Below are 23897 nucleotides of genomic sequence, written 5' to 3' on the forward strand. Positions count from 1 at the left end.
GCCTCGCCCGTCGACGGCTGCCGCCTTGTGGGCCGGCGCCGGACGGCGCCGGCCCACCGTGGTTGAACCGGAAGGAGCACGAGATGGACGAGAAGGTCCTCGCCGCCCAGAAATGGGTGAACGCCACCTACGGCGGTGTGAGCGGCTACAACCGATGTCCCGAGGACGGCGCCACCGGGTGGTCGACCATGTACTCGCTCACCCGGGGCCTCCAGGTCGAGCTGGGCATCACCACCCTCTCCGACAGCTTCGGCCCCACCACCCTGTCCAAGCTGGCGGCCCTCGGGGACATCGGCCCGTCGACGTCGAACAAGAACATCGTCCGCATCGTGCAGAGCGCCCTGTTCTGCAAGGGCTACTGGGGCGGCAACACGGACGGCACGTACGACGACGCCACCACCGCCTCCGTCACCCAGCTCAAACGCAACGCCGGCTTCGCCGTCCCCTCCGACGGGAGGGTGCAGCCGAAGATCTTCAAGGCGCTGCTGACCATGGACGCCTACTCGCTGCTGTCGGGCGGCACCGAGGAGGTGCGCACGATCCAGCAGTGGCTCAACAGCAGCTATCTCAACAAGTCCACCTTCTTCCTCATCCCCTGCGACGGGCACTACACCCGGGACGTGCAGACCGCCCTGATGAAGGCGCTGCAGTACGAGTTCGGCGTTGCCGAGGACCAGGCGACCGGGAACTTCGGCCCCTCGACCCAGGCCGGACTGCGCAGCCACGAGGTGTCCGAGGACGACACCGGCATCTTCGTCAAACTCTTCAGCGCCGCCTGCGTCTTCAACGGCAGCGTCGGCTCCACCTCCACGGTGTTCAAGACGGCGTTCGACTCGGCCCTCGCCACCTACGTGCGTGCCTTCCAGGAATTCTCCGCGCTGACCGTCAACGGCCGCGGTGACTACGAGACATGGGCCCAGCTCCTTGTCTCCATGGGCGATCCCGACCGGCCCGCCGGCGCCTGCGACACGCGCTTCCACATCAGCGTCGACCGGGCCAGAGCCCTGGTCTCGGGCGGCTACAAGGTCGTCGGCCGCTATCTGGACGAGGACCCCGACAGCACCCTCGACAAGGAGATCCAGCCCGGGGAACTGGACGCCCTCTTCGACGGCGGCATGCGGGTCTTCCCCATCTCCCAGTACGGCGCCCGCTCGCTGGCCGACTTCACCTTCCCGCAGGGCTACGCCCACGCCCAGAAGGCACACGACCGCGCCGTCGGCTACGGCTTCAACACCGGCACGGTGATCTACTTCGCCGTCGACTACGACGCCACGGACCCGGAGATCACCAGCAACATCGTCCCCTACTTCACCGGTGTCCAGTCGGGCCTGGCCAGTCGAGGGAAACGCTATGTCGCCGGCGTGTACGGCTCCCGGAACGTCTGCTCACGGGTGAGCGCGGAGGCGTACGCGCGCTACTCCTTCGTCTCCGGGATGTCCTGGGGCTTCTCCGGGAACCTCGGCTTCCCGATGCCGGAGAACTGGTCCTTCACCCAGATCAAGGAGTTCCGGTTCAGCGCGAGCCAGACCGACGCCTTCGACCTGGACCGCGACGTCCAGCGGCCGGGCGCCGACCGCGGAGTGGGGCGCGACGGCATCGGCGGCACCGAGTCCCCGGTCGCCGGATACCTGCAGTACATCGCCGACCTGTACAGCACCGCCGTGCGGTACAACAAGGGCAACCCGAGCCTGAGGGTCATGGAGTACCTGCGCTATCCCCGCTACGTCGACCTCTACAGCGGCTGGAAGACCCTGATCGGCGACGTCGACCGCGACTGGATCGCCTACGCCGACGACAACGGGCCGAAACGGGTCACGAGTTTCACCGACCCGTCGTACGGCGTGACCGTCCACGCCGACCACTTCGGCGCCACCGCCAACGCCTTCTACCTCAAGGGCAGCGGCTCCGGGACCGGCGCCAACCGGGGCGACTTCGGAGGCTGGGGCGGCGACCTCAGCACCTTCTACGGGGACTGGCGCAACAACGCCGACTCCTACGCCTCCGGTTACGCCTTCTGCATGGACCGGCTGGCCAAGCTCAACGTCAGCTCGTCGTTCTCCTTCGGGGACATGGTGGAGGACGTCGACGGCTACCTCGTCGGTACGGCGGTGAGGAACGGGGCGCGCATCGACGAACAGGTGCAGTCGCTCATCGGCGGCAACGGCCATCTGCACCGGTTCAGCGACTACTTCGCCCAGCGGCACGGCAGCAGCGTCTCGCACGCGGAGGACACCGCGCGGACCATGCTCGTCGACGTCGGGGACGACGACGTCCTGGACGCCATGCGCACCCAGGCGATCCGGCAGGTCTCCGGATGGAACACACTGCTCCCCGGATACCTCACGGACGGAAAACTCGATCCGTACCTCCAGGGCTACGCGGAGACCCTCCAGAAACTGGCCGACCAGGAAGGCTGAACGGCGGCCGGCGACGGGTCGTCCTCGCGGCCGCCGGCCGGAAATCGTGGTGCAGGTGAATACGTGCTGACCTTCTTCGTCGTCTGTCTGTGGACCGTCCTCGGTGCTCTGCTGACCGGTGCCGTCGTCCGGCTGCTGCCGGCCGGCCCCCCGGTGCGGTGGACCGCCGCGGCCGCCGGGTTCCTGCTCTGCGCGCTGGCGCTGTACCTGTGGGGCGCCTCGCACATGTTCGCCACGGACATCGAGGAGACCTGCACCCTCCAGCACGGGCAGCCACTGGACCCGGCCTACGGTCGGACCTCGCTCGTCCCGCTGCACCGCAGGTGCAACGCGCACTTCGACCTCGTCCCGCCCTATGTGAATCCCGGCGTCCTCGCCTACCTCGTGGCCTGCGTGTGCTGCCTGGGGGCGGCCGTGCGCGCCCGGTTCGCGGGGCACCGGAGTCCGGCCGGAGGCCGGGAAAGGAACACTGAGGCACAGTGAACGATCACAGCGAGAACCTGGGCCGTCGCGGCTTCCTCACGGCGGTCGGCCTCGTCGGAGCGACCTCCGCCCTCTCCCTCGGGTTCGCCCCGGCGGTCGGCGCGTCCCCGCGGACCGCGCCCGGTGACGGGGGCGGCCACTGGTCCGCCGGCCGCTCGGCGAACGGATGGCCCGTCAAGGACGCCTCCGGTGGGTCCGACGGCATCGCGGTCCACCGCGTCGAGGGCTCGAACGCTTCGGTGGCGCTGCTGGCGGGGGACGTGGCCACCGTCCTGCTGCACGTCACGCGCCGCTTCCACTACGAGATCCGCACCCTGGGCGCGGGGGACGTGCACGGTCACACGACCGACCGGTCCGTGCGCGCCGACCAGGAGTCCAACCACCTGTCCGGGACGGCCGTCGCGATCTGCCCCGACCTCTACCCGGCCGGCGCGCGGGGCGGTCTCTTCCCGCACGAGGTCGCCGTCGTGCGGGACATCCTCGCCGAGTGCCGGGCGGTGGTGCGGTGGGGCGGCGACGACCCGCACGTGCCGAAGGAGGGCCACTTCCAGATCGACGTGCCCCCCGGCGACGCGGGGCTGCGGAAGCTGGCGGACACCGTCGAGAGGTGGAACCGGACGCCGGGGGAGGGGGCCGGGGCGGTCGACGCGTTCACGCCGAGCCGGCTGCGTGCCGCCAAGGCGATGCGGGCACGTCAGCGGGCCTGACAGCCCGGGGGTGCGGGCGGCCGTGGCGGCGGGTGGTCCGCGGTCGCCCGCGCACTTCCCCGCGCCCCTTCCCGAGGGCGGCGGGAGCGCGCGGGATGGGAACATGAGCCGCATGGCTACACATGTGATCACCGGGGCCGGCTCCGGCATCGGCGCCGCCGTCGCACGGCGGCTCCACGCCCGCGGCGACGACCTCGTCCTGCACGCCCGCGACGCCGCCCGGGCGAAGCAGCTCGCCGCCGAGTTCCCCGGCGCCCGCACCCTCGTCGGCGACCTCGCCGACCCCGACCGGCTGTCCTGGGCCTTCTCCCACCAGTCGCTCCCCGACCGCGTCGACTCCCTCCTGCACATCGCCGGCGTCATCGAACTGGGCACGGTCGGCGAGCTGACCCCCAAGGCCTGGCGCCACCAGCTCGACGTCAACCTGCTCGCCCCCGCCGAGCTGACCCGCCACCTCCTGCCGCAGCTGCGCGCCGCCCGAGGCCACGTCGTGTTCGTCAACTCCGGCTCCGGACTGAACGCACACGCCGGCTGGTCCGCGTACGCCGCCTCCAAGCACGCGCTCAAGGCCCTCGCGGACTCGCTGCGCGAGGAGGAGCACGCGGCCGGTGTCCGGGTCACCTCCGTCTACCCGGGCCGCACCGCCAGCCCCATGCAGGCCAAGGTGCACCGGCAGGAGGGCAAGAGCTACGACCCGGAGCGCTGGATCGACCCCGAGTCGGTCGCCACCACCGTCCTCATGGCGCTCGACCTGCCCCGCGACGCCGAGGTCAACGACCTGACGGTGCGCCCGGGCCGGTGAACCCCGCGGGCCGCTCCGTGCGGTCCCCGACGGCCGCCGCGCCCGCGTCCGCCGCGGCGTACTCGGTGGGCGTCCGCCCGTAGCGGGCGCGGAAGACGCGGGCGAAGTGGCCGCCGTCGGCGAACTGCCAGCGGGCGGCTATCTCCGAGACGGTCGCGCGCCGGTGCGGGGCGAGCAGCGCGCGGCGCGCCTCGTCGAGGCGGCGCTCCCTGATGTAGGCGCTCAGCGACCGACCCTCGCGCGCGAAGGCCCGCTGCAGGGTGCGCACGGAGACGTTCAGTTCCCGGGCGACCGCCGTGGGGGAGAGCCCGGGGTCGGTGAGCCACCGGTCGGCCACGTCCCGGGCGGCCTGGGCCAGCACCGGCGACAGCCGGGGCTCCGCGTCGTCGACCCCGCCCCGCACCACGGCCCGGGCCAGCTCGGCCAGGGTCTCGCGGGCGGCGTCGAGCCCGGCCGGTCCGAGTTCGTCCAGCGTGCCGTGCAGCGCGGCGGCGTGCGCGGTGAGCAGCCGCACCTCGGCGCTGCCGCCCTCGCCGGAGGCCGTCCGGCCCCGCCCGTGCCGGATCTCGGCGGCCGGCAGCACGAGCATCCGGACGGCGGTGCGCGGTGCCGCCGCGAAGTGGGACAGCTTCCCCGTCTGCACCAGGATCCGGCCGGCCGGAGCCGTGTGCTCGGCCCCGCCCGGTTCCCCGAACCGCCAGGTCCCCCGGTGCACGATCCACAGGCGTACGTGGTCCTCGGCCCCCACCCCCGGGCCCACCGTCCGTAGGGCCGCCGTGTTCTCGAAGCGGTTGAACATCGCGTCCCGCAGCCGGAACCCCCGGGAACGCGCCGCGAAGCCGGCGACGCTCTCCTGGCTGAATCGCGCCAGCGCGAACGTCTCGCCCATCCGGGAGCGCCACTCGTGGGCGAACTCGCCGAAGGCGTCGGCGCCGCTCAGGTGCACCGAGAAAGTGCCGTTCATCGTTGTCGCGCATCTTCCGATCAGGTTGTCGCACCGGTCCGAGCCCTGGTGCCCGAGGCGTTCCTAGGGTTACGGAGCGGGGGACGGACCGCAGGACGACGCAGGACGACTGCGTGCACGGAACAACTGCGTGCACGAACAAGACTAACGAGGTGGCCAATTGAGCACGATCGCGATCGTCGGCGCGGGTCCGCAACTGGGCCGCGCGATCGGCCGGCGATTCGGTGCCGAGGGGTTCGACGTGGCGCTGCTCGCCCGCAACCGCACGACCCTGGAGGACGTGGCCGAGGACCTGGCCGGCGCGGGCGTCCGGGCCGAGGTGTTCCCCGCCGACGTCACCGACCGTCCCGCCCTGCACACGGCGCTGACCGCCGCCGAGGAGCGGCTCGGGCCGATCGACGTCCTCGAGTACTCGCCCGCGCCCACCCCGGCCGACCTGCGCCGGGCGCCGCTCGTCGAGGCCACGAAGGTCACCGTCGATTCGGTCCTGGCCCAGCTCGACCTCTACCTGCTCGGCGGCGTCGCCGCGATACAGCACGTCCTGCCCGGCATGCTGGAACGCGGCACGGGCACCGTCCTGGTCACCAGCGGCGCGGGGTCCGGTCCGATCATCGCCCCGCACGTGGCGAACGTGCAGATCGCCACCGGCGGGATGCGCAACTGGATCCTCAACCTGCACGCCGCGCTCTCCGGCACCGGCGTCCACGCCGCACACGTGGCGATCGCCGCCTACATCGGCCAGGGCGGCGACGCCTCCCGGCCGGAGACGATCGCCGACGCGTACTGGCGGCTGCACACGGAGCGCAAGGAGGCCGAGGTGGTCGTCCAGGACCTGCCGGACGACTACCTGGAACGCGGCCTGGCGGACAAGTTCCACGAGTCCTGAGTCTTCCGTCCGCCCCGTACGGCGAGTGCGCCGCGGGGCGGACGCCAGGGCCCCGCGCCGCAGGCCATAGGCTTCCCGCGTGAGCGACAACAGCCAGTTCAGGTTCGGGCCCGCCACCGGCGTCGGCTCCATGCCGGGCGGTGACGCGCGGGAGGCCGCGAAGACCGTCACCGGATCCTTCGAGGACTTCCCCTTCCTCGCCGAACTGCCGGCCCGCGGCCCAGGCGCCGACATGATCGGCCGCACCGCCGGGATGCTCGTCGAGCTCTACGCGCGCGTGGAGCCCAGCGGCTGGCGGATCGGGGACCGCCCCGGACGCGACACCAAACGGGCCCGCTCCTGGCTCGGCGAGGACCTCGACGCCCTGGAGGAGTTCACCCAGGGCTACGAAGGCCCTCTGAAGGTGCAGGCCGTGGGCCCCTGGACGCTCGCCGCGGCCCTGGAGCTGCGCAACGGCGAGGCCGCCCTCTCCGACCCCGGCGCCTGCCGCGACCTGGCCGGCTCGCTCGCCGAGGGGCTGCGGGAGCATCTCGCCGAGGTGAGCCGCCGGGTGCCCGGCGCGCAAGTCGTGCTCCAGCTCGACGAGCCCTCCCTCACCGCCGTCCTGCGCGGCGAGGTCCGCACCGCCAGCGGCTACCGCACCCACCGCGCGTTCGACCGGCAGGTCGTCGAGGCCACGCTGCGCGACGTCGTCGGCGCCCACGGCACCGGACCCGTCCTCGTGCACTCCTGCGCCCCCGACGTGCCCTTCGCGCTGCTCCGCCGGGCCGGTGCGGCGGCCGTCTCCTTCGACTTCTCCCTGCTCACCGAGCGTGACGACGACACGCTGGGGGAAGCAGTGGAAGCGGGGACCCGGCTGTTCACCGGTGTCGTGCCCGGCACGGACGCCCCGTTGTCAGACCCTGCCGGTAGCGTCATGGGTGTCAGGACGCTGTGGCGCAGGCTGGGGCTGTCTCCGGAACTTCTCGCGGAGGCGGTCACGGTCACCCCGGCGTGCGGACTCGCGGGCGCGTCCCCCGAGTACGCGCGCCGGGCGCTCGCCCACTGCGCCCGGGCGGCGAGGTCCCTCGCGGACGACCCAGAGTAACGGGAGGACAACACGGTGGCCGGCGACAAGCAAGCCCAGACCACGGCGGTGCCCGCGCGGGCACGGGAGCAGCACGTCCGGCTCGCCGAGCAGATCGAGGAACACCGCTTCCGCTACTACGTGAAGGACGCCCCGGTCGTCAGCGACGCGGAGTTCGACCGGCTGCTGCGGGAACTGACGGACCTGGAGGAGCGGTACCCGGAGCTGCGCACCCCCGACTCGCCCACGCAGAAGGTCGCGGGCGCCTACGAGACGGAGTTCACCTCCGTCCGGCACCGTGAGCGCATGCTGTCGCTGGACAACACGTTCAACGACGAGGACCTCGCCGCCTGGACCGAACGCATCGCCAAGGAGCTCGGCAGCCAGAAGTACCACTTCCTGTGCGAGCTCAAGGTCGACGGCCTCGCCGTCAACCTCACCTACGAGCACGGCCGGCTCACCCGCGCCGCCACCCGCGGGGACGGCCGCACCGGCGAGGACATCACGCCCAACGTGCGCACGATCGCCGAGATCCCCGACCGGCTGCACGGCGAGCAGGTGCCGGACGTGGTGGAGATCCGCGGCGAGGTCTACTTCCCGATGGAGAAGTTCCAGGAGCTCAACACCCGCCTCGTCGAGGCCGGCGACAAGCCCTTCGCCAACCCGCGCAACGCGGCCGCCGGTTCGCTGCGCCAGAAGGACCCCCGGGTCACCGCGACCCGCCCCCTGCACATGGTGGTGCACGGCATCGGCGCCCTGGAGGGCTTCGAGGGCATGACCCGCCTCTCCCAGGTGTACGAACTCCTGGCGAGCTGGGGCCTGCCGACCTCCCCGCACAACAGGGTGGTCGACGACCTCGCGGGCGTACGGGAGTTCATCGCGTACTACGGCGAGAACCGGCACTCCGTGGCGCACGAGATCGACGGGGCCGTCGTCAAGCTCGACGAGATCCCCCTCCAGGGCCGCCTCGGCTCCACCTCCCGCGCCCCGCGCTGGGCCATCGCGTACAAGTACGCGCCCGAGGAGGTCAACACCAAGCTCCTCAACATCCGCGTCGGCGTGGGCCGAACGGGCAGGGTGACGCCGTACGCCCAGGTTGAGCCGGTGACGGTGGCCGGCTCCGAGGTCGAGTTCGCCACGCTGCACAACCAGGACGTGGTCAGGGCCAAGGGCGTCCTCATCGGCGACACGGTGGTGCTCCGCAAGGCGGGTGACGTCATCCCGGAGATCCTCGGCCCCGTGGCCGACCTGCGGGACGGCAGCGAGCGGGAGTTCGTGATGCCCTCCGAGTGCCCCGAGTGCGGGACCCCGCTGAAGCCCATGAAGGAGGGCGACGTCGATCTGCGCTGCCCCAACTCCCGGGCCTGTCCCGCCCAGTTGCGTGAGCGGCTCTTCTACCTCGCGGGCCGCAAGTCGCTGGACATCGAGCACTTCGGCTATGTCGCCGCCGCGGCCCTGACCAGACCGCTGGAGCCCGCCGAGCCGCCGCTGACCGACGAGGGCGACCTGTTCGACCTCACCATGGAGCAGCTGCTGCCCATCAAGGCGTACGTCCTGGACCAGGACAGCGGGCTGCCCAAGCGGGACCCGAAGACCGGCGAGGAGAAGGTCGCCACGGTCTTCGCCAACCAGCAGGGCGAGCCGCGGAAGAACGCGGTCGCCATGCTGGAGAACATCGCCGCCGCCAAGCAGCGCCCGCTGGCCCGCGTGCTCACCGGCCTGTCCATCCGTCACGTCGGCCCCGTCGCCGCGGAGGCGCTGGCCCGCGAGTTCCGGTCGGTGGACCGCATCGAGGCGGCCGGTGAGGAGGAGCTGGCGGCCACCGAGGGCGTCGGCCCGATCATCGCCGCCTCCCTCAAACAGTGGTTCGCCGAGGACTGGCACCGCGAGATCCTGCGCAAGTGGAAGGCCGCCGGGGTGCGCATGGAGGAGGAGAGCACCGGCGAGGACGAGGGGCCGCGCCCGCTGGAGGGCCTCACCGTCGTCGTCACCGGCACGCTCGAACACCACACCCGGGACGGCGCCAAGGAGGCCCTGCAGAGCAGAGGCGCCAAGGTCACGGGGTCGGTCTCCAAGAAGACGTCGTTCGTCGTCGTCGGCGACAGCCCCGGATCGAAGTACGACAAGGCGATGCAGCTGAAGGTGCCGGTGCTGAACGAGGACGGATTCGCCGTGCTGCTGGAGCGGGGAGCGGAAGCCGCGGCCGAAGTCGCGCTTCCGACCGAGGAGTAGCGGTTGAAGGCCACCCGTTCGGCGCATACCAGATGCATACGGGTGGCCGGGTCGCATTCGGGCAACCATCGTCGACCGCTGCCCGTGGAAGCCTTACGCGGCCTACTGTTGAGAGGTGCGCCTGCCGTGCCCCGCTGCGTGGTGGGTTTTTGGACGTGGTGCCGTCGGCGGTCGTCGCCGGCACCGGGCCGCGAACGCGTGGGCACCGCCGGCTGTGAGAGGGACGGGAATGGAACCGAGCGAGAGCGCCGCCCCGGACGCGCGGCTGCGCGTGCGCCGGATATCCGGCGCGTGGCGCCGCGGAGCCTCCCGAACGGCGTCGCGCTCGCCCGACGCCGGGGCGATACCGCGCGAGGACACGGGAGCGGCGGGAGCCGCCGGAACGGCGGGCGCCGCCAGAGCTACCGGAGCCGCCCCGGGCGCCGCCGCCGAGGACGCCGCTGCGGGCGCCCTGGGCGGGGCGGGCGGGTCGGGCCTTCCGGCTCTCCCGGGTCGTCCGGGTGCGTCGGGCCGTTCGGGTACGTCGGGTCTTCCGAACCTCCCGGGCCGTCCGGGTGCCTCGGGGAGGCCGGGTGCCGCGGGGCGGCGGCCGGGGGCCGCGGGTGACTCGGGTGCGTCGGGTGCGCAGAGCGCTTCTGGCAGGTCCGGTGCCTCGGGTGCCCTGGGTGCGTCTGGTTCTCCGGGTGCTCGGAGTGCTTCGGACACCTCCGGTGCTTTCAGTGCCTCCGGTGCCTCTGGCGCGTCCAGTGCCTCGGGTGTTCCGGGTGCCACTGGTGCCCCGGGTACGTCAGTTGCCCCGGGCGCGGCCGGTGCCGTGCGTGGGCGGGGTGCCGCCGGTGCCTCGGGTGTGCCCCGTGGCTCCGGGGCCGGTGCCGTGCCGGGGCAGGGTGGTTCCGGAACCGGAAGCGGGAGGGTGCCGCGCTGGGTGCCGAGGCCGGGCGGGGCACCGCGACCGGGCGGCACCCGGGCGGCCGATCCCCGGGCGGACGGCGGCGGTCATCCGCTGGAGCGCGGGGAGCGGGGCCCCTCCTGGCCGTCGCTGCCCGCGGCCGTCGTCGGTGTCGGCGCCGTCGTCCTCGGCGCCGGCTTCTACCGGGCGTTCGACGGTCACCACGCGCTCTTCCCGTCCGGCACCGTCGGCTGGTCCCTCGCCCTGCTCACCGGCGTCATCGTCGGCCACCTCGTGGCGCTCGGCCGCTCCCGCTGGTCCGGCGGCACCGGCTCCGGCGCCGCCCTCACCCTCGCCGTCCTGCTGCTCCACGGCTGGGTCGCCGCCGGCATGATCAGCCTCACCACCGTCGTCCTGGTCGGCGTCGCCCGGCCCGGGCGCTGGCGGCAGGGCGTCCTGCACGGCGCGGTGGACATCCTCGGCATCGGCACCGGCGCCCTGCTGCTGGCCGCGTGCGGCCGCGTCCCGTCCGTCGAACACCCCTGGTACCCGAGCACCTGGACGTTCGCCACCGCACCCCAGGTCGCGCTGGTCGCCTGCGCCTACCTCGTCGTCACCCGCGCCCTGCTGTGGTTCCTGCACGGACCGCGCGGCGGCCACCTGCCCACCGTCGCCCGCACCGCCCTGGTCCGACAGGGACTGCTCGCCGTCGCACTGCTCGGCATCACCCCGCTGATCTGCGTCGTCGCCGAGGCCCGGCCGCTGCTGCTGCCCCTGTTCGCCATCCCCCTCATCGCGCTCGACTCCACCCTGTGGATCGCCCGCATCCGCGCCGAGGAACAACTGCGCGACCCGCTGACCGGACTGCCCAACCGGCAGTGGCTGCTGGAACGCACCTGGAGCGCCCTCGACGACGCCGAACGCATCGGGGCACGGTCCGCCCTCATGCTGATCGACCTCGACCGCTTCCGCTCCGTCAACGACACCCTCGGCCATCTCGCGGGCGACCGGCTGCTCCTCCAGATCGCCGAACGACTGCGGCTGGCGCTGCCCCGAGGGGCCGAGGCCGCACGGCTCGGCGGCGACGAGTTCGCCGTCTTACTGCCGATCGCCGACTCGACCACCTCCGCCTCCCGCGTCGCCCGCAACCTGGTGGTCGCGCTCAGCTCCCCGCTCGACCTCGACGGGCTCACCCTCGTCCTGGAGGCCAGCGCCGGGCTCGCCGTCTTCCCCGACCACTCCACCGACGCCGAGGGACTGCTGCGCCGCGCCGACGTGGCGATGTACCAGGCGAAACGTGACCGCACGGGCGTCGAGGTCTACGAGTCCAAGCGGGACTCCAACACCCCCGACCGCCTCGGCCTGCTGGGCGACCTGCGGCGCGCGCTCGACGCGCACGAGGTGCAACTGCACTACCAGCCCAAGGTCCGCTTCGACGGAGAGGTCGCCGGGCTCGAAGCACTGGTGCGCTGGGTGCACCCCGAGCGCGGCCGGGTCCCGCCGGACGAGTTCATCGCCATCGCCGAGTCCTCCGGGCTGATGCCGCACCTGACCGAGTACGTCCTGGAGACCGCGCTCGAACAGGTGGCCGCCTGGCGGAAGAAGGGCTTGTTCGTCCCGGTCGCGGTCAACGTCTCCCCGCGCGACGTCCACACCCCCGGCTTCGCCGGTTCCGTCGCCGCGCGGCTGGCCCGGCACGGGGTGCCGGCGGGGGCGCTGCAGCTCGAGATCACCGAGCATGTGCTGCTCGAGGACCCGCAGCGGGCCGCGGACACGCTGGCGGCGCTCGCCGGGCACGGCGTGAAGATGTCGCTGGACGACTTCGGGACGGGGTACTCCTCGCTCGTGCACCTGCGGCGGCTGCCGGTGAGCGAGCTGAAGATCGACCGGTCGTTCGTGGCGAGGCTGGCGATCGACACGGAGGACGCGGAGATCGTGCGCTGCACGATCGATCTCGCGCACTCGCTGGGGTTGATGGTGGTCGCGGAGGGTGTCGAGGACGACGAGACGTGGGAGCGGTTGCGGGATCTGCGGTGTGACGCGGTGCAGGGGTGGCTGGTGTCGGCGGCGATGCCGCCGGACGAGACGACGGCGTGGTTGCGGGCGCGGGGAGCGCCGCGGCGGGCCTCGGCCGCGCCCGCGCTGCCGGCGGCGGCCGGGGACGAATAGCCTGCGGCTCCCCCGGGGTGGGGGCGTGGTCCCCGCCGGATGGTGGGGGTGCGGTTCCTGCCGGGGGCGCCCGGGAGGGTTTCCCGCCCCCGCCGCCCTTTCCCGTTCCCAGCCCCCGGGCGGCTCCGCCCCCGGACCTCTCGGTGCGTCGTCGGACGCGGGTGGGCGGGGCTTCTCGCGCGGTTCCCCGCGCCCCTCACGGGCGCGGCAACGAACCCGTGCGCCTTCACCCCGTCCCGCCCCATAGGATTGGGGCCGAACCGCTCGCACTCACTCAGAGGAACGCCGCATGCCTGGCATCACGCGCGAGGAGGTCGCCCACCTCGCCCGGCTGGCGCGTCTGGAGCTGAAGCCCGAAGAGCTCGACCACTTCGCGGGACAGCTGGACGACATCATCGGCGCGGTCGCCCGCGTCGCCGAGGTCGCCGACCAAGACGTACCGCCGACCTCCCACCCGCTGCCGCTGACGAACGTCATGCGCGCGGACGAGGTCCGTCCCTCGCTCACCCCCGAGCAGGCGCTCTCCGGCGCCCCGGCCCAGGAGCAGCAGCGTTTCAAGGTGCCGCAGATCCTGGGGGAGGAGTAACCGCCATGAGCGACATCATCAGGCTCACCGCCGCCGAGACGGCCGAGAAGATCGCCTCCGGCGAACTCACCGCCGTAGAGGTCACCGAGGCCCACCTCGCCCGGATCGAGGCCGTCGACGAGAAGGTGCATGCCTTCCTGCACGTCGACCGCGAGGGCGCCCTCGCCCAGGCCCGCGCCGTGGACGAGAAGCGTGCCAAGGGGGAGAAGCTCGGCCCGCTGGCCGGCGTGCCCCTCGCGCTGAAGGACATCTTCACCACCGAGGGCATCCCGACCACTGTCGGCTCCAAGATCCTCGAGGGCTGGATCCCGCCGTACGACGCGACGCTCACCCAGCGCCTCAAGGCCGCCGACGTCGTCATCCTCGGCAAGACCAACATGGACGAGTTCGCCATGGGGTCGAGCACCGAGAACAGCGCGTACGGGCCGACCGGGAACCCGTGGGACCTCACCCGCGTCCCCGGCGGCTCCGGCGGCGGGTCCTCGGCCGCGCTGGCCGCGCACATGGCCCCGCTCGCCATCGGCACCGACACCGGCGGCTCCATCCGCCAGCCGGCCGCCGTCACCGGCACGGTCGGCGTCAAGCCGACGTACGGCGCGGTCTCCCGGTACGGCATGGTGGCGTTCTCCTCCTCCCTCGACCAGGGCGGCCCCTGCGCCCGTACGGTCCTGGACGCGGCCCTGCTGCACGAGGTGATCGCCGGGCACGACCCGCTGGACTCCACCTCCATCGACGCCCCGGTCCCACCGGTCGTCGAGGCCGCCCGCAACGGCAGCGTCGACGGCATGCGCGTCGGCGTGGTCAAGCAGTTCCGTGGCGAGGGCTACCAGGCCGGCGTCATCCAGCGGTTCGACGAGTCCGTCGCGCTGCTGAAGGAACTGGGCGCCGAGATCGTCGAACTGGACTGCCCGTCCTTCGACCTCGCCCTGTCGGCGTACTACCTGATCGCCCCCTCCGAGTGCTCCTCCAACCTCGCCCGCTTCGACGGCCTGCGCTACGGCCGCCGCACCGGCGACGACGGCAGCCACTCGGCCGAGGAGGTCACCTCGCTGACCCGCGAGGCCGGCTTCGGCGCCGAGGTCAAGCGCCGCATCATGCTCGGCACGTACGCCCTGTCCAGCGGCTACTACGACGCCTACTACGGCAGCGCCCAGAAGGTCCGTACGCTCATCACGCGGGACTTCGAGAAGGCGTTCGAGCAGGTCGACGTGATCGTCTCCCCGACGACCCCGACCACCGCCTTCCCGATCGGCGAGCGCGCCGACGACCCGATGGCGATGTACCTCGCCGACCTGTGCACCATCCCGACCAACCTCGCGGGCAACGCCGCGATGTCGCTGCCCTGCGGCCTCGCCCCCGAGGACAACCTGCCGGTCGGGCTGCAGATCATCGCCCCGGCCCTGAAGGACGACCGCCTGTACAAGGTGGGTGCCGCCGTCGAGGCCGCCTTCGTGGAAAGGTGGGGTCACCCGCTGATCGAGGAGGCACCGTCGCTGTGAGCAACGCACTGTCCAAGGCCAAGGGTTTCAAGAAGTCCCGGACCGGTCTGTACGTCTCGATGGCCACGTCGGCGTTCGGCGCCCTCGGCGCCTACAAGCAGATCAAGAAGGCCCGCGACGACCACGACACGCTGCGACTGATCGACGCCGTCGTGACCGGCGCCGCGGTCGTCACCAACCTCGCCATCCTCTACCGCGAGCTGAAGCGGCTGGGCGACGACGACGTCCTGCTGGGCTGAGAGGGAAGCATCACCGTGACCACCACGACCGACCTGGTGTCGTACGAGGACGCACTCGCGTCGTACGACCCCGTCATGGGCCTCGAGGTCCATGTCGAACTCGGCACCAAGACGAAGATGTTCTGCGGGTGCTCCACCGAGCTCGGTGCCGAGCCCAACTCGCAGACCTGCCCCACCTGCCTCGGCATGCCCGGCGCGCTCCCGGTCGTCAACGCGACCGGGGTCGAGTCGGCCATCCGGATCGGCCTCGCGCTCAACTGCGAGATCGCCGAGTGGTGCCGCTTCGCCCGGAAGAACTACTTCTATCCGGACATGCCGAAGAACTTCCAGACCTCCCAGTACGACGAGCCGATCGCCTTCGACGGCTACCTCGACGTACAGCTGGAGGACGGCGAGGTCTTCCGCGTGCAGATCGAGCGCGCCCACATGGAGGAGGACACCGGCAAGTCGCTGCACGTCGGCGGCGCCACCGGCCGTATCCACGGCGCGTCCCACTCCCTGCTGGACTACAACCGCGCCGGCATCCCGCTCATCGAGATCGTCACCAAGCCGATCGAGGGCGCGGGCGAGCGGGCCCCCGAGGTCGCGAAGGCGTACGTCGCCGAGCTGCGCGAGCTCATCAGGGCGCTCGGCGTCTCCGACGCCCGCATGGAGATGGGCCAGATGCGCTGCGACGTCAACCTGTCGCTGCGCCCCCACGGCCGGGAGAAGTTCGGCACCCGCAGCGAGACGAAGAACGTCAACTCGCTGCGCTCCGTCGAGCGCGCGGCCCGCTTCGAGATCCAGCGGCACGCCGCGGTGCTCTCCTCGGGCGGCACGATCATCCAGGAGACCCGGCACTTCCACGAGGACACGGGGTCCACGACCTCCGGCCGCGTGAAGGAGGAGGCCGAGGACTACCGGTACTTCCCCGAGCCGGACCTGGTGCCGGTCGCCCCGGCCCGCGAGTGGGTCGAGGAGATCCGCGCCTCCCTGCCCGAGCTGCCGCTGGTGCGCCGCAACCGGCTGCGCGAGGAGTGGGGCATCTCCGGCTTCGACATGCAGGCGATCCTCAACGCCGGCGCGCTGGAGCCGATCGTCGCCACGATCGACGCGGGCGCGGACGCCGCCTCCGCCCGCAAGTGGTGGATGGGCGAGCTGGCCCGCAGCGCCAACGAGTCGCAGAAGCCGCTGGACGAGCTGGCGATCACGCCGCAGCAGGTCGCCAGGGTGGCCGAACTGGTGGCCGAGGGCGACCTCAACGACAAGCTGGCCCGCCAGGTCATCGAGGGCGTGCTGGCCGGCGAGGGCACGCCGGACGAGGTCGTCGACAAGCGCGGCCTGAAGGTCGTCTCCGACGAGGGTGCCCTCGGCACCGCCGTCGACGAGGCGATCGCCGGCAACCCGGGCGTCGCGGACAAGATCCGCGGCGGCAAGGTGGCCGCGGCGGGCGCGCTGGTCGGCGCGGTCATGAAGGCCACGCGCGGCCAGGCCGACGCCGCCCGCGTCAAGGAGCTCATCCTCGAGAAGCTGGGCGTCACCGAGGGCTGAGCGGGAGCGGAAGCGAGACGTACACACGCACGTACGTCGTCGGAGGGGTGGCGCCGGTCGCGGTGCCACCCCTCCGGCACGTCCGGCCCCGGTGCGCCGGACGTCTCGCCGCGGGGTTCCGGTGCGCCGGACGTCTCGCCGGGCGGCCCCGGCCCACGAGACGCCGCGGCAGGGACTACGCTCGGCGGCCATGAGCGGACGTTCCCCCTCCGACGTCGGCGGGCGCGACGCCGCCCACGCCGACCCGTCCGACGCCCCCGGCACCGCCGACGTGCATGCCTTTGTCGAGGACGCCGTAAATGACGAGGACGCCGTAGCTGACGAGGACGCCGAGGACGGGTTCTCCCCGGACGCCCGGCGGGCCCGCTGGATCGCGACCGGCACCGGCGCCCTGCTGACCGCCGCCGGCCTCGCCGCGGCGGTGCTGCGCGCCGTGGACGCGGCCCCGCCGCTCGTCCCCCTCGCCTACGCCTCCGGCGCCGCCGGCTGCGCGCTGGCGGCCGTGCTCGGCTCCCGCGGCCGTACCCGCCGGGCCCTGTGGCTCATGATCGCCGGCACGGCACTGATGGCGGTCGGGGACCAGTTCGACTGAGGCGCCCGGACCGGCGGACGGACGGCTCCCGTCGATCCCCTCGCGCATTCCCCGCACCGCTGTGAGTAAGGCCACTATCACCACAAACGATCATTTTCACCTGCAACAGTGAACGAGCAGTGTTCAAGCGTTCTTTGCGGGCTGATCGCCTTATTCCGTGCCGACTTCGGGCAAAGATCCACACCCCCAAGGGAGCACGTCCGTGGCAGCCCTCGCGCGTTGGTGCATCAGGCGGCGTCTCGCCGCCGTCCTGCTGTGGCTGGCCGTCTTCGCGGGCGTCTTCACGACCGCGACCGTCGTGGGAGCCGCCTACTCCAACGACTACACAGTCTCCGGTACCGAAGCCGGCCAGGCCGCCCAACTGCTCCGCGAGGGCTTCCCCGGCGCCGACGGCGACACCGACACCGTCGTCTGGCACACCACCGACGGCACCGTGCGCGACGCCGACGTCCAACAGACGATGACCCGCACCCTGGACCGGCTGGCCGACCTCCCCGGCATCGCCTCCGTCGCCGGCCCCTACGAGGACGGCGACACCGGGCGGATCAGCCGCGACGGACACACCGCCTACGCCACCGTCACCTTCGACAGCCCCTCACAGCGCGTCACCGAGAGCGAGGCACGGGCCGTCGTCGACACCGCGCAGTCCGCCGGGGCCGACGGACTGCGGGTCGAACTCGGTGGCAGCGCCGTCTCCCTCACCCAGTCCGCCGACGGCCACCTCGCCGAGATCGTGGGCGTGCTCGTCGCCGCCGCGGTCCTGCTCGTCGCGTTCGGCTCGCCCGTCGCCGCGCTGCTCCCGATCGCCACCGCGCTCGTCGGCGTCGGCACCGCCTACGCCGGCATCGAACTGCTCGGCCACGCCATGACCGTCGCCGACTTCGCGCCCATGCTCGGCATGCTGATCGGGCTCGGCGTCGGCATCGACTACGCGCTGTTCATCGTCACCCGGCACCGCAGAGGCCTCAAACGCGGGCTCACGGTGGCCCAGGCGGCCGAGGACGCCGTCACCACCACCGGCCGTGCGGTGGTCTTCGCGGGCACGACCGTGTGCATCGCGCTGCTCGGCATGCTCATCCTGCGGCTCGACTTCCTCAACGGCGTCGCCGTCGCCGCCGCGCTCACCGTCGTCCTGACCGTCGCCGCCTCCGTGACCCTGCTGCCCGCCCTGCTGTCGTTCACCGGCACGCGGGTGCTCAGCCGCCGCGAACGCCGCCGCCTGGCCGAGCACGGGCCCGAACCGGAAGTCGCCACCGGGTTCGTCGCCCGCTGGTCCGGCTTCGTCGAGCGGCACCCCAGACTCCTCGGCGCCCTCGCCCTCGTCGTCATGGCCGTCCTCGCGCTGCCCACCCTCTCGCTGCGCCTGGGCACCTCCGACGCCGGCACCGACCCGGCGCGGACGACCACCCGGCAGGCGTACGACCTCCTCGCCGACGGCTTCGGCCCCGGCGTCAACGGCCCCCTCACCCTCGTCACCCATCTCGACGACGCCGAGGACCGGCTCGTCATGGACAACCTCGCCGCCACCCTGCGGACCACACCCGACGTCGCCGCCGTCTCACCGGTGACCTACAACTCCGGCGGGAGCACCGCCCACCTCACCGTGATCCCGGAGTCCGCACCGCAGTCGGCGCGCACCAGCGACCTCGTCGACCGGCTGCGCACCGAGGTGCTGCCGCGCGCCCGGTCCGGCACCGGGCTCGACGTGAAGGTCGGCGGGGTCACCGCCGGGTACGACGACTTCGCCGGCGTCATCGTCGGCAAACTCCCGCTCTTCGTCGGCGTGGTGATCGGCCTGGGCTGCGTCCTGCTGCTGCTCGCCTTCCGCTCCTTCGCCATCCCGCTCAAGGCCGCCGTGATGAACGTCGCCGCCGTGGCCGCCGCGTTCGGCGTCGTCGTCACCGTGTTCCAGTGGGGCTGGGGCAGCGAACTCCTCGGCCTCGGCCGGGCCGGGCCGATCGAGCCGTTCCTCCCCGTGATCATGGTGTCGGTGCTGTTCGGCCTCTCCATGGACTACCAGGTCTTCCTGGTCAGCCGGATGTACGAGGAATGGCTGGAGACCGGCGACAACCGGCGCGCGGTACGCGTCGGCCTCGCCGAGACCGGCCGCGTCATCAACTCCGCCGCGGTCATCATGATCTCCGTCTTCCTCGCCTTCGTCCTCAGCGGCGACCGCACGATCGCCATGTTCGGCATCGCGCTCGCCGCCGCCGTCGCCCTCGACGCGTTCGTCCTGCGCACGCTCCTCGTCCCCGCCCTGATGCACCTGCTCGGCGACGCCAACTGGTGGCTGCCGCGCGGCCTCGACGCCCGCCTGCCCCACCTCGGCATCGAGCCGCCACAGTGCCGTGCGACACTGCCCGGGGCCCCCGGAACGGGCGCGGACGACGCCGCGCTCGCGGAGGCGGTGGACGCACTGGTGAAGGAGCGGCAGGACGATGTACGCGACATCCCTGGGTGACGACGGGGCCGAACTGCGCCCCCTGGAGCCGTGGCACGCCGAGGAGTTCCTCGCGCACCTGGACCGGGGGCGCGAGTTCATAGGACAGCACATCCCCTTCGGCACCCGGGAGACGGACGTCGACTCCGCGCGCGGCCTTCTCACCATGTACGCCCACCGGCGCGCCGACGACGGCGGCAGCCTGCACGGCATCTGGTACCAGGGGCGGCTCGTGGGAGGTGTGCTGTTCCGCACGTTCGACGCGGCGCAGGGCACCGCCGAGGCCGGCTGCTGGTTGGAACCGGCGGCGGTCGGCCGGGGGCTGGTCACCCGGGCCGTGCGCGTGCTCCTCGGCTGGGCGTTTGACGAGCGAGGCATCCACCGTGTGGAGTGGCGGGCGTCGTCCGCCAACACACCCAGCATCAACGTGGCGCGACGGCTGGGCATGCGCCAGGACGGCGTACTGCGCGGGAACAACCTGTACCGGGGCGTGCGGCAGGACCTCGAAGTGTGGTCCATGCTCGCCCCCGAGTGGCGAGCGGCACGCACGGCTGCCGACGCCGATGACAGTGGGAGCCCTCGTTAAGAGACCTCTCAGAGAGCGTACGTACGGTGCGGAGTTATGGGATCCAAGACAGTTGACGAGGCCGGGGCGACCGTGACCGGCGCCGAGGCGAAGCCCGAGTCCGGGGCGGACAACGCCGCCGAGGCGAAGAACGGTGCCGGGGCGGCGGACGGCACGGCCACGGCGAAGGCCGACGCGGTGCCGCCCACCGCACAGCCGGAGGAGACGGCTGCCGAAAAGCCGGAGAAGCCGGAGGAGCGGGAGAACGCCGACGCCGCGCAGGCCGGGGACGGCGCCGCGCGCAGCCTCCCCGCGGACTCGGCGGACCACGCCGAGGACCCGGCGGACCCGGCCGACTCCTCGGACGGCACGGCGCGGGCCGACGGCCCCACCGGGGTCGGCCAGGGCGCCGGGGCCGTGGTCTCCGCGGCGCTCGGCGTGGTGTCGCTCACCGGGGGCTGGGTCGGCACGGTGGCCTCCGCCCGCGAGACGCTCGTCGGGCAGCTCCACACCTCGTCGTCGGCGAACGTCGCCACCCAGATCAAGGAGGTCTACGGCGACGCCTGGCACGCCGCCGCGCTGTGGGGCGGCTTCTTCGCGCTGCTCGCGCTGGTCGTGGGCGTCGTCGTCCTCGCCCGCCCCGCCTTCGGCGCCCCGGGCCGGCCGCAGGCGGCCTGGATCAAGTCCGTCGCCTGGGGCGGCGTCGCACTGGGCGTCCTCGGACTGCTGCTCGCGGTCGCCAAGTACACCGACATCCTGCTCGGCCTTCCGTCGGCGAGCTGAGCGGAGGACGGGAGGCCCCGGGCCTCCCGTCGTCCACGACGGACACGACTGGTGGCTCCGGGCGGGACAATGCGAGGAAGTTCCGAGTTCGGTGGAGTCGTGTTGTATCGAATCGAGTACACGGAGCGGGCCGCGACTCAGCGGGACGCCCTCCCCGAGGAGCGGCGCAAACCCCTTGAGCGAGGACTGCTCAAGCTGGCGGAGGACCCGTTCACACCGGTGTCGCAGGCCGTGAGCGGCGAGGACATCCGGGTCGTGTCCGTCGCCCCGGGACTGACCGTCGACTACATGGTGCACCGGGCCTTTCTCATCCTGGTGTCCGTGGCGTTCCTCGGACGGTCCCTGGTGAACGACGCCTGACCGTCGAACTGCCGGCCCTACCGGACCCGCAGTTCCAGGATGCGGTCGTCGCCCTTCTCGGGGTCGCCGCGGCCGTCCGTGTTGCTCGTCGTGAGCCAGAGCTTGTCGCCGCCCGCCGCGACCACCGTGCGCAGGCGCCCGTACTCGCCCTTCAGGAAGGGCTGCGGGTCCGCCGACGCCTTCGTGCCGGCCAGCGGAATGCGCCACAGGCGCTCGCCCCTCAGGCCGGCCATCCAGATCGACCCCTCGGCGTACGCGATGCCGCTGGGGGAGGCGTCGTCGGTGTGCCACTGGGCGAGCGGGTCGTGGTACTTCGGACCGCCGCCCCTGCCCTCCGCGTCGGGCCAGCCGTAATTCGCGCCGGGCGCGATCGCGTTCAGCTCGTCCCAGGTGTCCTGGCCGAACTCCGAGGCGAACAGCCGCTGTTCGCCGTCCCAGGCCAGACCCTGGACGTTGCGGTGTCCGTACGTGTACACGACCGAGTCGTCGAACGGGTTGCCCGGGGCCGGGTCGCCGTCCGGGGTCATCCGAAGGATCTTGCCGCCGAGCGACTTCCTGTCCTGGGCCGGCTGCCGCTCGCCGGACTCGCCGGTGCCCGCGTACAGCATCTTGTCGGGGCCGAACGCGATCCGGCCACCGTTGTGGATGGCGCCCTTGGGGATGCCCTTGAACACCGTGTCGGGGGCGCCGAGCTGCTCCCCGGCCGGCTTCTTCGGGTCGTACAGCATGCGGGCGACGCGGTTGTCGGAGTCGGTCGTGAAGTAGGCGTACACCAGATGGTCGGAGCCGTACGCGGGGGAGAGGGCGATGCCGAGCAGACCGCCCTCGCCCTCGGCGGCGACGCCGGGAACGGAGCCCAGCGTGGTCTTCTTCCCGGTCTTCTCGTCGACGCGGATGATCGTGCCCTCGTCCCGGGACGAGACGAGGAGCCCGCCGCCCGGCAGCGGGGCCAGACCCCAGGGAGAGTCCAGGCCCTCGGCCACCGTGCGCAGCACCTTCACCGAGCCCTTGGCGGGGGGTGTGCGCTCCGCCGTCGGGGAAGGGCTGTGCGTGCGGCCGGCGGAGGCGCTCGTACCGGTGCCGTCCGGCGAGCCGGAGCCGCCGGAGCAGCCCGCCGCCAGCAGCAGGGCGGCGACCGCCAGCGCGGCCGCGGTGGGTCGAGAGCGCACGAGGGAGTCCCTTCGCCGGGGCTTCGCGGCACAGCCGCGCCATGAGGGGAAGCGTACGTCGCCGAGCGGGGCGCCGGCGGTCGGTCGCACCCGTCCGGCGGTGCGGAACGGACCGCGTACGACGGGCTGTTCGAGGCGGAATCCCCTTGCGGGAAGCCGCTCCAGGGCCGGTCCCTCCCTTCCCGTCTGCCGGGCGGAACCATGCACGCTCCCCCCGAGCTCGCGTCCTCGCTCGAGCAGGGGGGACCCCCAGAGCACGTACCTGATGCCGCCCGGCCCGCCCTCCGGGCGGACGACGGGAAGGGAGCGACAGCCCTTAGGGCCTCTCCTTTGAATCATTCCGGCGTCGCGGGGTCCGGTGCGCGCCTGTGCGGCGTTGTCGTCGGTTGCCGGGGCTCCGCCCTGGCGCCCTCCTCCGCCTCGCAGCCGCACGCACCGGACCCCGCTCGGGTCGGTCGAAGACGCACCGCGCCTCCCAGCCGCCTGATCCAAACGAAAGACCCTAGTCCCAGGACTCCAGCGCCGCCGGGAGACCCGCCACCTCCGCCAGGTCCTCCTCCGTCAGGCGCACGTCGGCCGCCGCCGCGTTCTCCGCCGCCCAGCGGGCCCGCTTCGTGCCCGGCACCGGGACCACGTGCGGCCCCTGGGACAGTGTCCAGGCCAGGGCCACCTGCGCGGCGCTCACGCCGGCCCCGTGCCGGCGCGCGATCCGCCGCAGGCCGACCACGATCGGCTGGTTGGCCGCCATCATCTCGGCGGTGAAGCGCGGGTGCCGGGCCCGCAGGTCGTCCGGCTCGAACCCCTCGCCCGGGCGCAGCGTCCCGGTCAGGAACCCGTTGCCCAGCGGCATCGCCGCCAGGAACCCCACCCCGCGCGCCGCGCACCACGGCAGCAGCGTGCGCAGCGCCTCGGGCGACCACACCGACAGTTCGGCCTGGACCGCGGTGACCGGGAACACCTGCTGCACGCGCTCCAGTTGCCGCACCACCCCGTCGTACAGCCCCGCCCGCGACCGCCGGCCGCCCCGGACGTCCATCGCGCACAGCCCCAGCGCCCGCACCTTCCCGGCGCGCACCAGGTCCGCCATCGCGCCCCAGGTCTCCTCGACGGGCACCTCGGGGTCGGCGCGGTGCAGCTGGTACAGGTCGATGACGTCCGTCTGGAGCCGCCGCAGCGACGCGTCGCAGGCCCGCCGGACGTATCCGGGGCGGCCGTTGGCCACGATGTGCTGCTCACCGGCGAGCAGCCCCACCTTCGTCGACACGAAGGCGTCCGCGCGCCGCTCCTTGAGCACCCGGCCGACCAGCAGCTCGTTGGTGAACGGCCCGTACATGTCCGCCGTGTCGAGCAGCGTCACCCCGGCGTCCAGCGCCCGGTGGACCGCCCGCACCGACTCCTCGCCCCGCTGCCGCGACGTGGTGTACGCCCAGCTCATGGGCATGCACCCGAGCCCCACGGCCCCCACCCGCAGTGCCGCCGCGCCCATCGTCCTGCGCTCCACCTGGCCGTACCCTCCCTG

General features: G+C 72.7%; 20 protein-coding genes. 17 read left to right on the forward strand and 3 right to left on the reverse strand.

From position 1 onward, the window contains the following. The first annotated feature begins 83 nt into the window (after window positions 1-83). The 4 genes from QFZ64_RS24470 to QFZ64_RS24485 all read left to right on the forward strand — a co-directional run bounded on the left by QFZ64_RS24470 (window position 84) and on the right by QFZ64_RS24485 (window position 4409). Entirely contained in the window at window positions 84-2417 is a 2334-nt protein-coding gene (locus QFZ64_RS24470; RefSeq protein WP_307069157.1) for a glycoside hydrolase domain-containing protein, read from the forward strand. A 63-nt stretch (window positions 2418-2480) separates the two neighbouring features. Next, window positions 2481-2900, forward strand: coding sequence for a hypothetical protein (locus QFZ64_RS24475; protein WP_307069159.1), 420 nt, complete (start codon window positions 2481-2483; stop codon window positions 2898-2900). Continuing rightward, entirely contained in the window at window positions 2897-3607 is a 711-nt protein-coding gene (locus QFZ64_RS24480; RefSeq protein ID WP_307069160.1) for a hypothetical protein, read from the forward strand. The genes QFZ64_RS24475 and QFZ64_RS24480 overlap by 4 nt, the downstream gene beginning before the upstream one ends. Before the next feature lie 112 nt (window positions 3608-3719). Continuing rightward, the gene (locus tag QFZ64_RS24485; protein ID WP_307069162.1) at window positions 3720-4409 is read left to right on the forward strand and encodes an SDR family oxidoreductase; all 690 of its coding nucleotides are present in this window, start codon (window positions 3720-3722) and stop codon (window positions 4407-4409) included. On the opposite strand, the gene QFZ64_RS24490 is transcribed toward QFZ64_RS24485, so the two are convergent. Continuing rightward, a complete protein-coding gene (locus tag QFZ64_RS24490) occupies window positions 4378-5373 on the reverse strand; it encodes a helix-turn-helix domain-containing protein (protein ID WP_307069164.1) in 996 nt (331 codons plus the stop codon). The genes QFZ64_RS24485 and QFZ64_RS24490 overlap by 32 nt on opposite strands. A gap of 160 nt (window positions 5374-5533) precedes the next feature. Between QFZ64_RS24490 and QFZ64_RS24495 the strand changes: the two genes are divergently transcribed. The 13 genes from QFZ64_RS24495 (at window position 5534) to QFZ64_RS24555 (ending at window position 21209) form a co-directional block, all read left to right on the forward strand. Next, the gene (locus QFZ64_RS24495; RefSeq protein WP_307069166.1) at window positions 5534-6259 is read left to right on the forward strand and encodes an SDR family oxidoreductase; all 726 of its coding nucleotides are present in this window, start codon (window positions 5534-5536) and stop codon (window positions 6257-6259) included. A gap of 79 nt (window positions 6260-6338) precedes the next feature. After that, complete coding sequence (locus QFZ64_RS24500; RefSeq protein ID WP_307069168.1) at window positions 6339-7346, forward strand: methionine synthase; 1008 nt, start codon at window positions 6339-6341, stop codon at window positions 7344-7346. A 15-nt stretch (window positions 7347-7361) separates the two neighbouring features. After that, window positions 7362-9557 (forward strand): NAD-dependent DNA ligase LigA, encoded by a 2196-nt coding sequence (gene ligA / locus QFZ64_RS24505; RefSeq protein WP_307069170.1) that lies wholly within the window; start codon window positions 7362-7364, stop codon window positions 9555-9557. Between the two features lie 925 nt (window positions 9558-10482). After that, entirely contained in the window at window positions 10483-12615 is a 2133-nt protein-coding gene (locus QFZ64_RS24510) for a putative bifunctional diguanylate cyclase/phosphodiesterase (protein WP_373430657.1), read from the forward strand. Window positions 12616-12904: 289 nt separating this feature from the next. Further along, entirely contained in the window at window positions 12905-13201 is a 297-nt protein-coding gene (gene gatC / locus QFZ64_RS24515; protein WP_030380187.1) for an Asp-tRNA(Asn)/Glu-tRNA(Gln) amidotransferase subunit GatC, read from the forward strand. A gap of 5 nt (window positions 13202-13206) precedes the next feature. Beyond that, window positions 13207-14700 carry an Asp-tRNA(Asn)/Glu-tRNA(Gln) amidotransferase subunit GatA gene (gatA, locus tag QFZ64_RS24520; protein WP_307069175.1) on the forward strand — a complete coding sequence of 498 codons (1494 nt, stop codon included), beginning with the start codon at window positions 13207-13209 and terminating at the stop codon, window positions 14698-14700. Further along, window positions 14697-14939, forward strand: a complete 243-nt coding sequence (locus QFZ64_RS24525; protein WP_006139668.1) for a hypothetical protein — start codon at window positions 14697-14699, stop codon at window positions 14937-14939. The genes gatA and QFZ64_RS24525 overlap by 4 nt, the downstream gene beginning before the upstream one ends. Window positions 14940-14954: 15 nt before the next feature. Beyond that, a complete protein-coding gene (gatB, locus tag QFZ64_RS24530; RefSeq protein WP_307069179.1) occupies window positions 14955-16469 on the forward strand; it encodes an Asp-tRNA(Asn)/Glu-tRNA(Gln) amidotransferase subunit GatB in 1515 nt (504 codons plus the stop codon). A 190-nt stretch (window positions 16470-16659) separates the two neighbouring features. Next, window positions 16660-17061 (forward strand): hypothetical protein, encoded by a 402-nt coding sequence (locus QFZ64_RS24535; protein WP_307069181.1) that lies wholly within the window; start codon window positions 16660-16662, stop codon window positions 17059-17061. 202 nt (window positions 17062-17263) lie between these two features. Next, window positions 17264-19522: an MMPL family transporter gene (locus QFZ64_RS24540; protein WP_307069184.1), complete on the forward strand. Its 2259-nt coding sequence runs from the start codon at window positions 17264-17266 to the stop codon at window positions 19520-19522. Continuing rightward, the gene (locus tag QFZ64_RS24545; protein ID WP_307069186.1) at window positions 19500-20087 is read left to right on the forward strand and encodes a GNAT family N-acetyltransferase; all 588 of its coding nucleotides are present in this window, start codon (window positions 19500-19502) and stop codon (window positions 20085-20087) included. The genes QFZ64_RS24540 and QFZ64_RS24545 overlap by 23 nt, the downstream gene beginning before the upstream one ends. A 36-nt stretch (window positions 20088-20123) precedes the next feature. After that, the gene (locus QFZ64_RS24550; RefSeq protein ID WP_307069188.1) at window positions 20124-20849 is read left to right on the forward strand and encodes a hypothetical protein; all 726 of its coding nucleotides are present in this window, start codon (window positions 20124-20126) and stop codon (window positions 20847-20849) included. 99 nt (window positions 20850-20948) lie between these two features. Beyond that, complete coding sequence (locus QFZ64_RS24555; RefSeq protein ID WP_307069190.1) at window positions 20949-21209, forward strand: type II toxin-antitoxin system RelE/ParE family toxin; 261 nt, start codon at window positions 20949-20951, stop codon at window positions 21207-21209. A 17-nt stretch (window positions 21210-21226) separates the two neighbouring features. On the opposite strand, the gene QFZ64_RS24560 is transcribed toward QFZ64_RS24555, so the two are convergent. Together QFZ64_RS24560 and QFZ64_RS24565 are read right to left on the reverse strand one after the other, a co-directional pair. After that, on the reverse strand, window positions 21227-22378 hold the full coding sequence (locus tag QFZ64_RS24560; RefSeq protein WP_307069192.1) for a sorbosone dehydrogenase family protein: 1152 nt from the start codon (window positions 22376-22378) through the stop codon (window positions 21227-21229). Window positions 22379-22880: 502 nt separating this feature from the next. Beyond that, window positions 22881-23879: an aldo/keto reductase gene (locus QFZ64_RS24565; protein WP_307069194.1), complete on the reverse strand. Its 999-nt coding sequence runs from the start codon at window positions 23877-23879 to the stop codon at window positions 22881-22883. Window positions 23880-23897: the final 18 nt, after the last annotated feature.

This window comes from Streptomyces sp. B3I8 (assembly GCF_030816915.1).
Classification (GTDB): Bacteria; Actinomycetota; Actinomycetes; order Streptomycetales; family Streptomycetaceae; genus Streptomyces.

Bases quoted from the DNA above. Each gene is read 5' to 3' on its own strand.
- QFZ64_RS24470 (WP_307069157.1), top strand. From the start codon at position 84: ATGGACGAGAAGGTCCTCGCCGCCCAGAAATGGGTGAACGCCACCTAC.
- QFZ64_RS24485 (WP_307069162.1), top strand. From the start codon at position 3,720: ATGGCTACACATGTGATCACCGGGGCCGGCTCCGGCATCGGCGCCGCC.
- QFZ64_RS24490 (WP_307069164.1), bottom strand. From the start codon at position 5,373: ATGAACGGCACTTTCTCGGTGCACCTGAGCGGCGCCGACGCCTTCGGC.
- gatC (WP_030380187.1), top strand. From the start codon at position 12,905: ATGCCTGGCATCACGCGCGAGGAGGTCGCCCACCTCGCCCGGCTGGCG.
- gatA (WP_307069175.1), top strand. From the start codon at position 13,207: ATGAGCGACATCATCAGGCTCACCGCCGCCGAGACGGCCGAGAAGATC.
- QFZ64_RS24535 (WP_307069181.1), top strand. From the start codon at position 16,660: ATGAGCGGACGTTCCCCCTCCGACGTCGGCGGGCGCGACGCCGCCCAC.
- QFZ64_RS24545 (WP_307069186.1), top strand. From the start codon at position 19,500: ATGTACGCGACATCCCTGGGTGACGACGGGGCCGAACTGCGCCCCCTG.
- QFZ64_RS24550 (WP_307069188.1), top strand. From the start codon at position 20,124: ATGGGATCCAAGACAGTTGACGAGGCCGGGGCGACCGTGACCGGCGCC.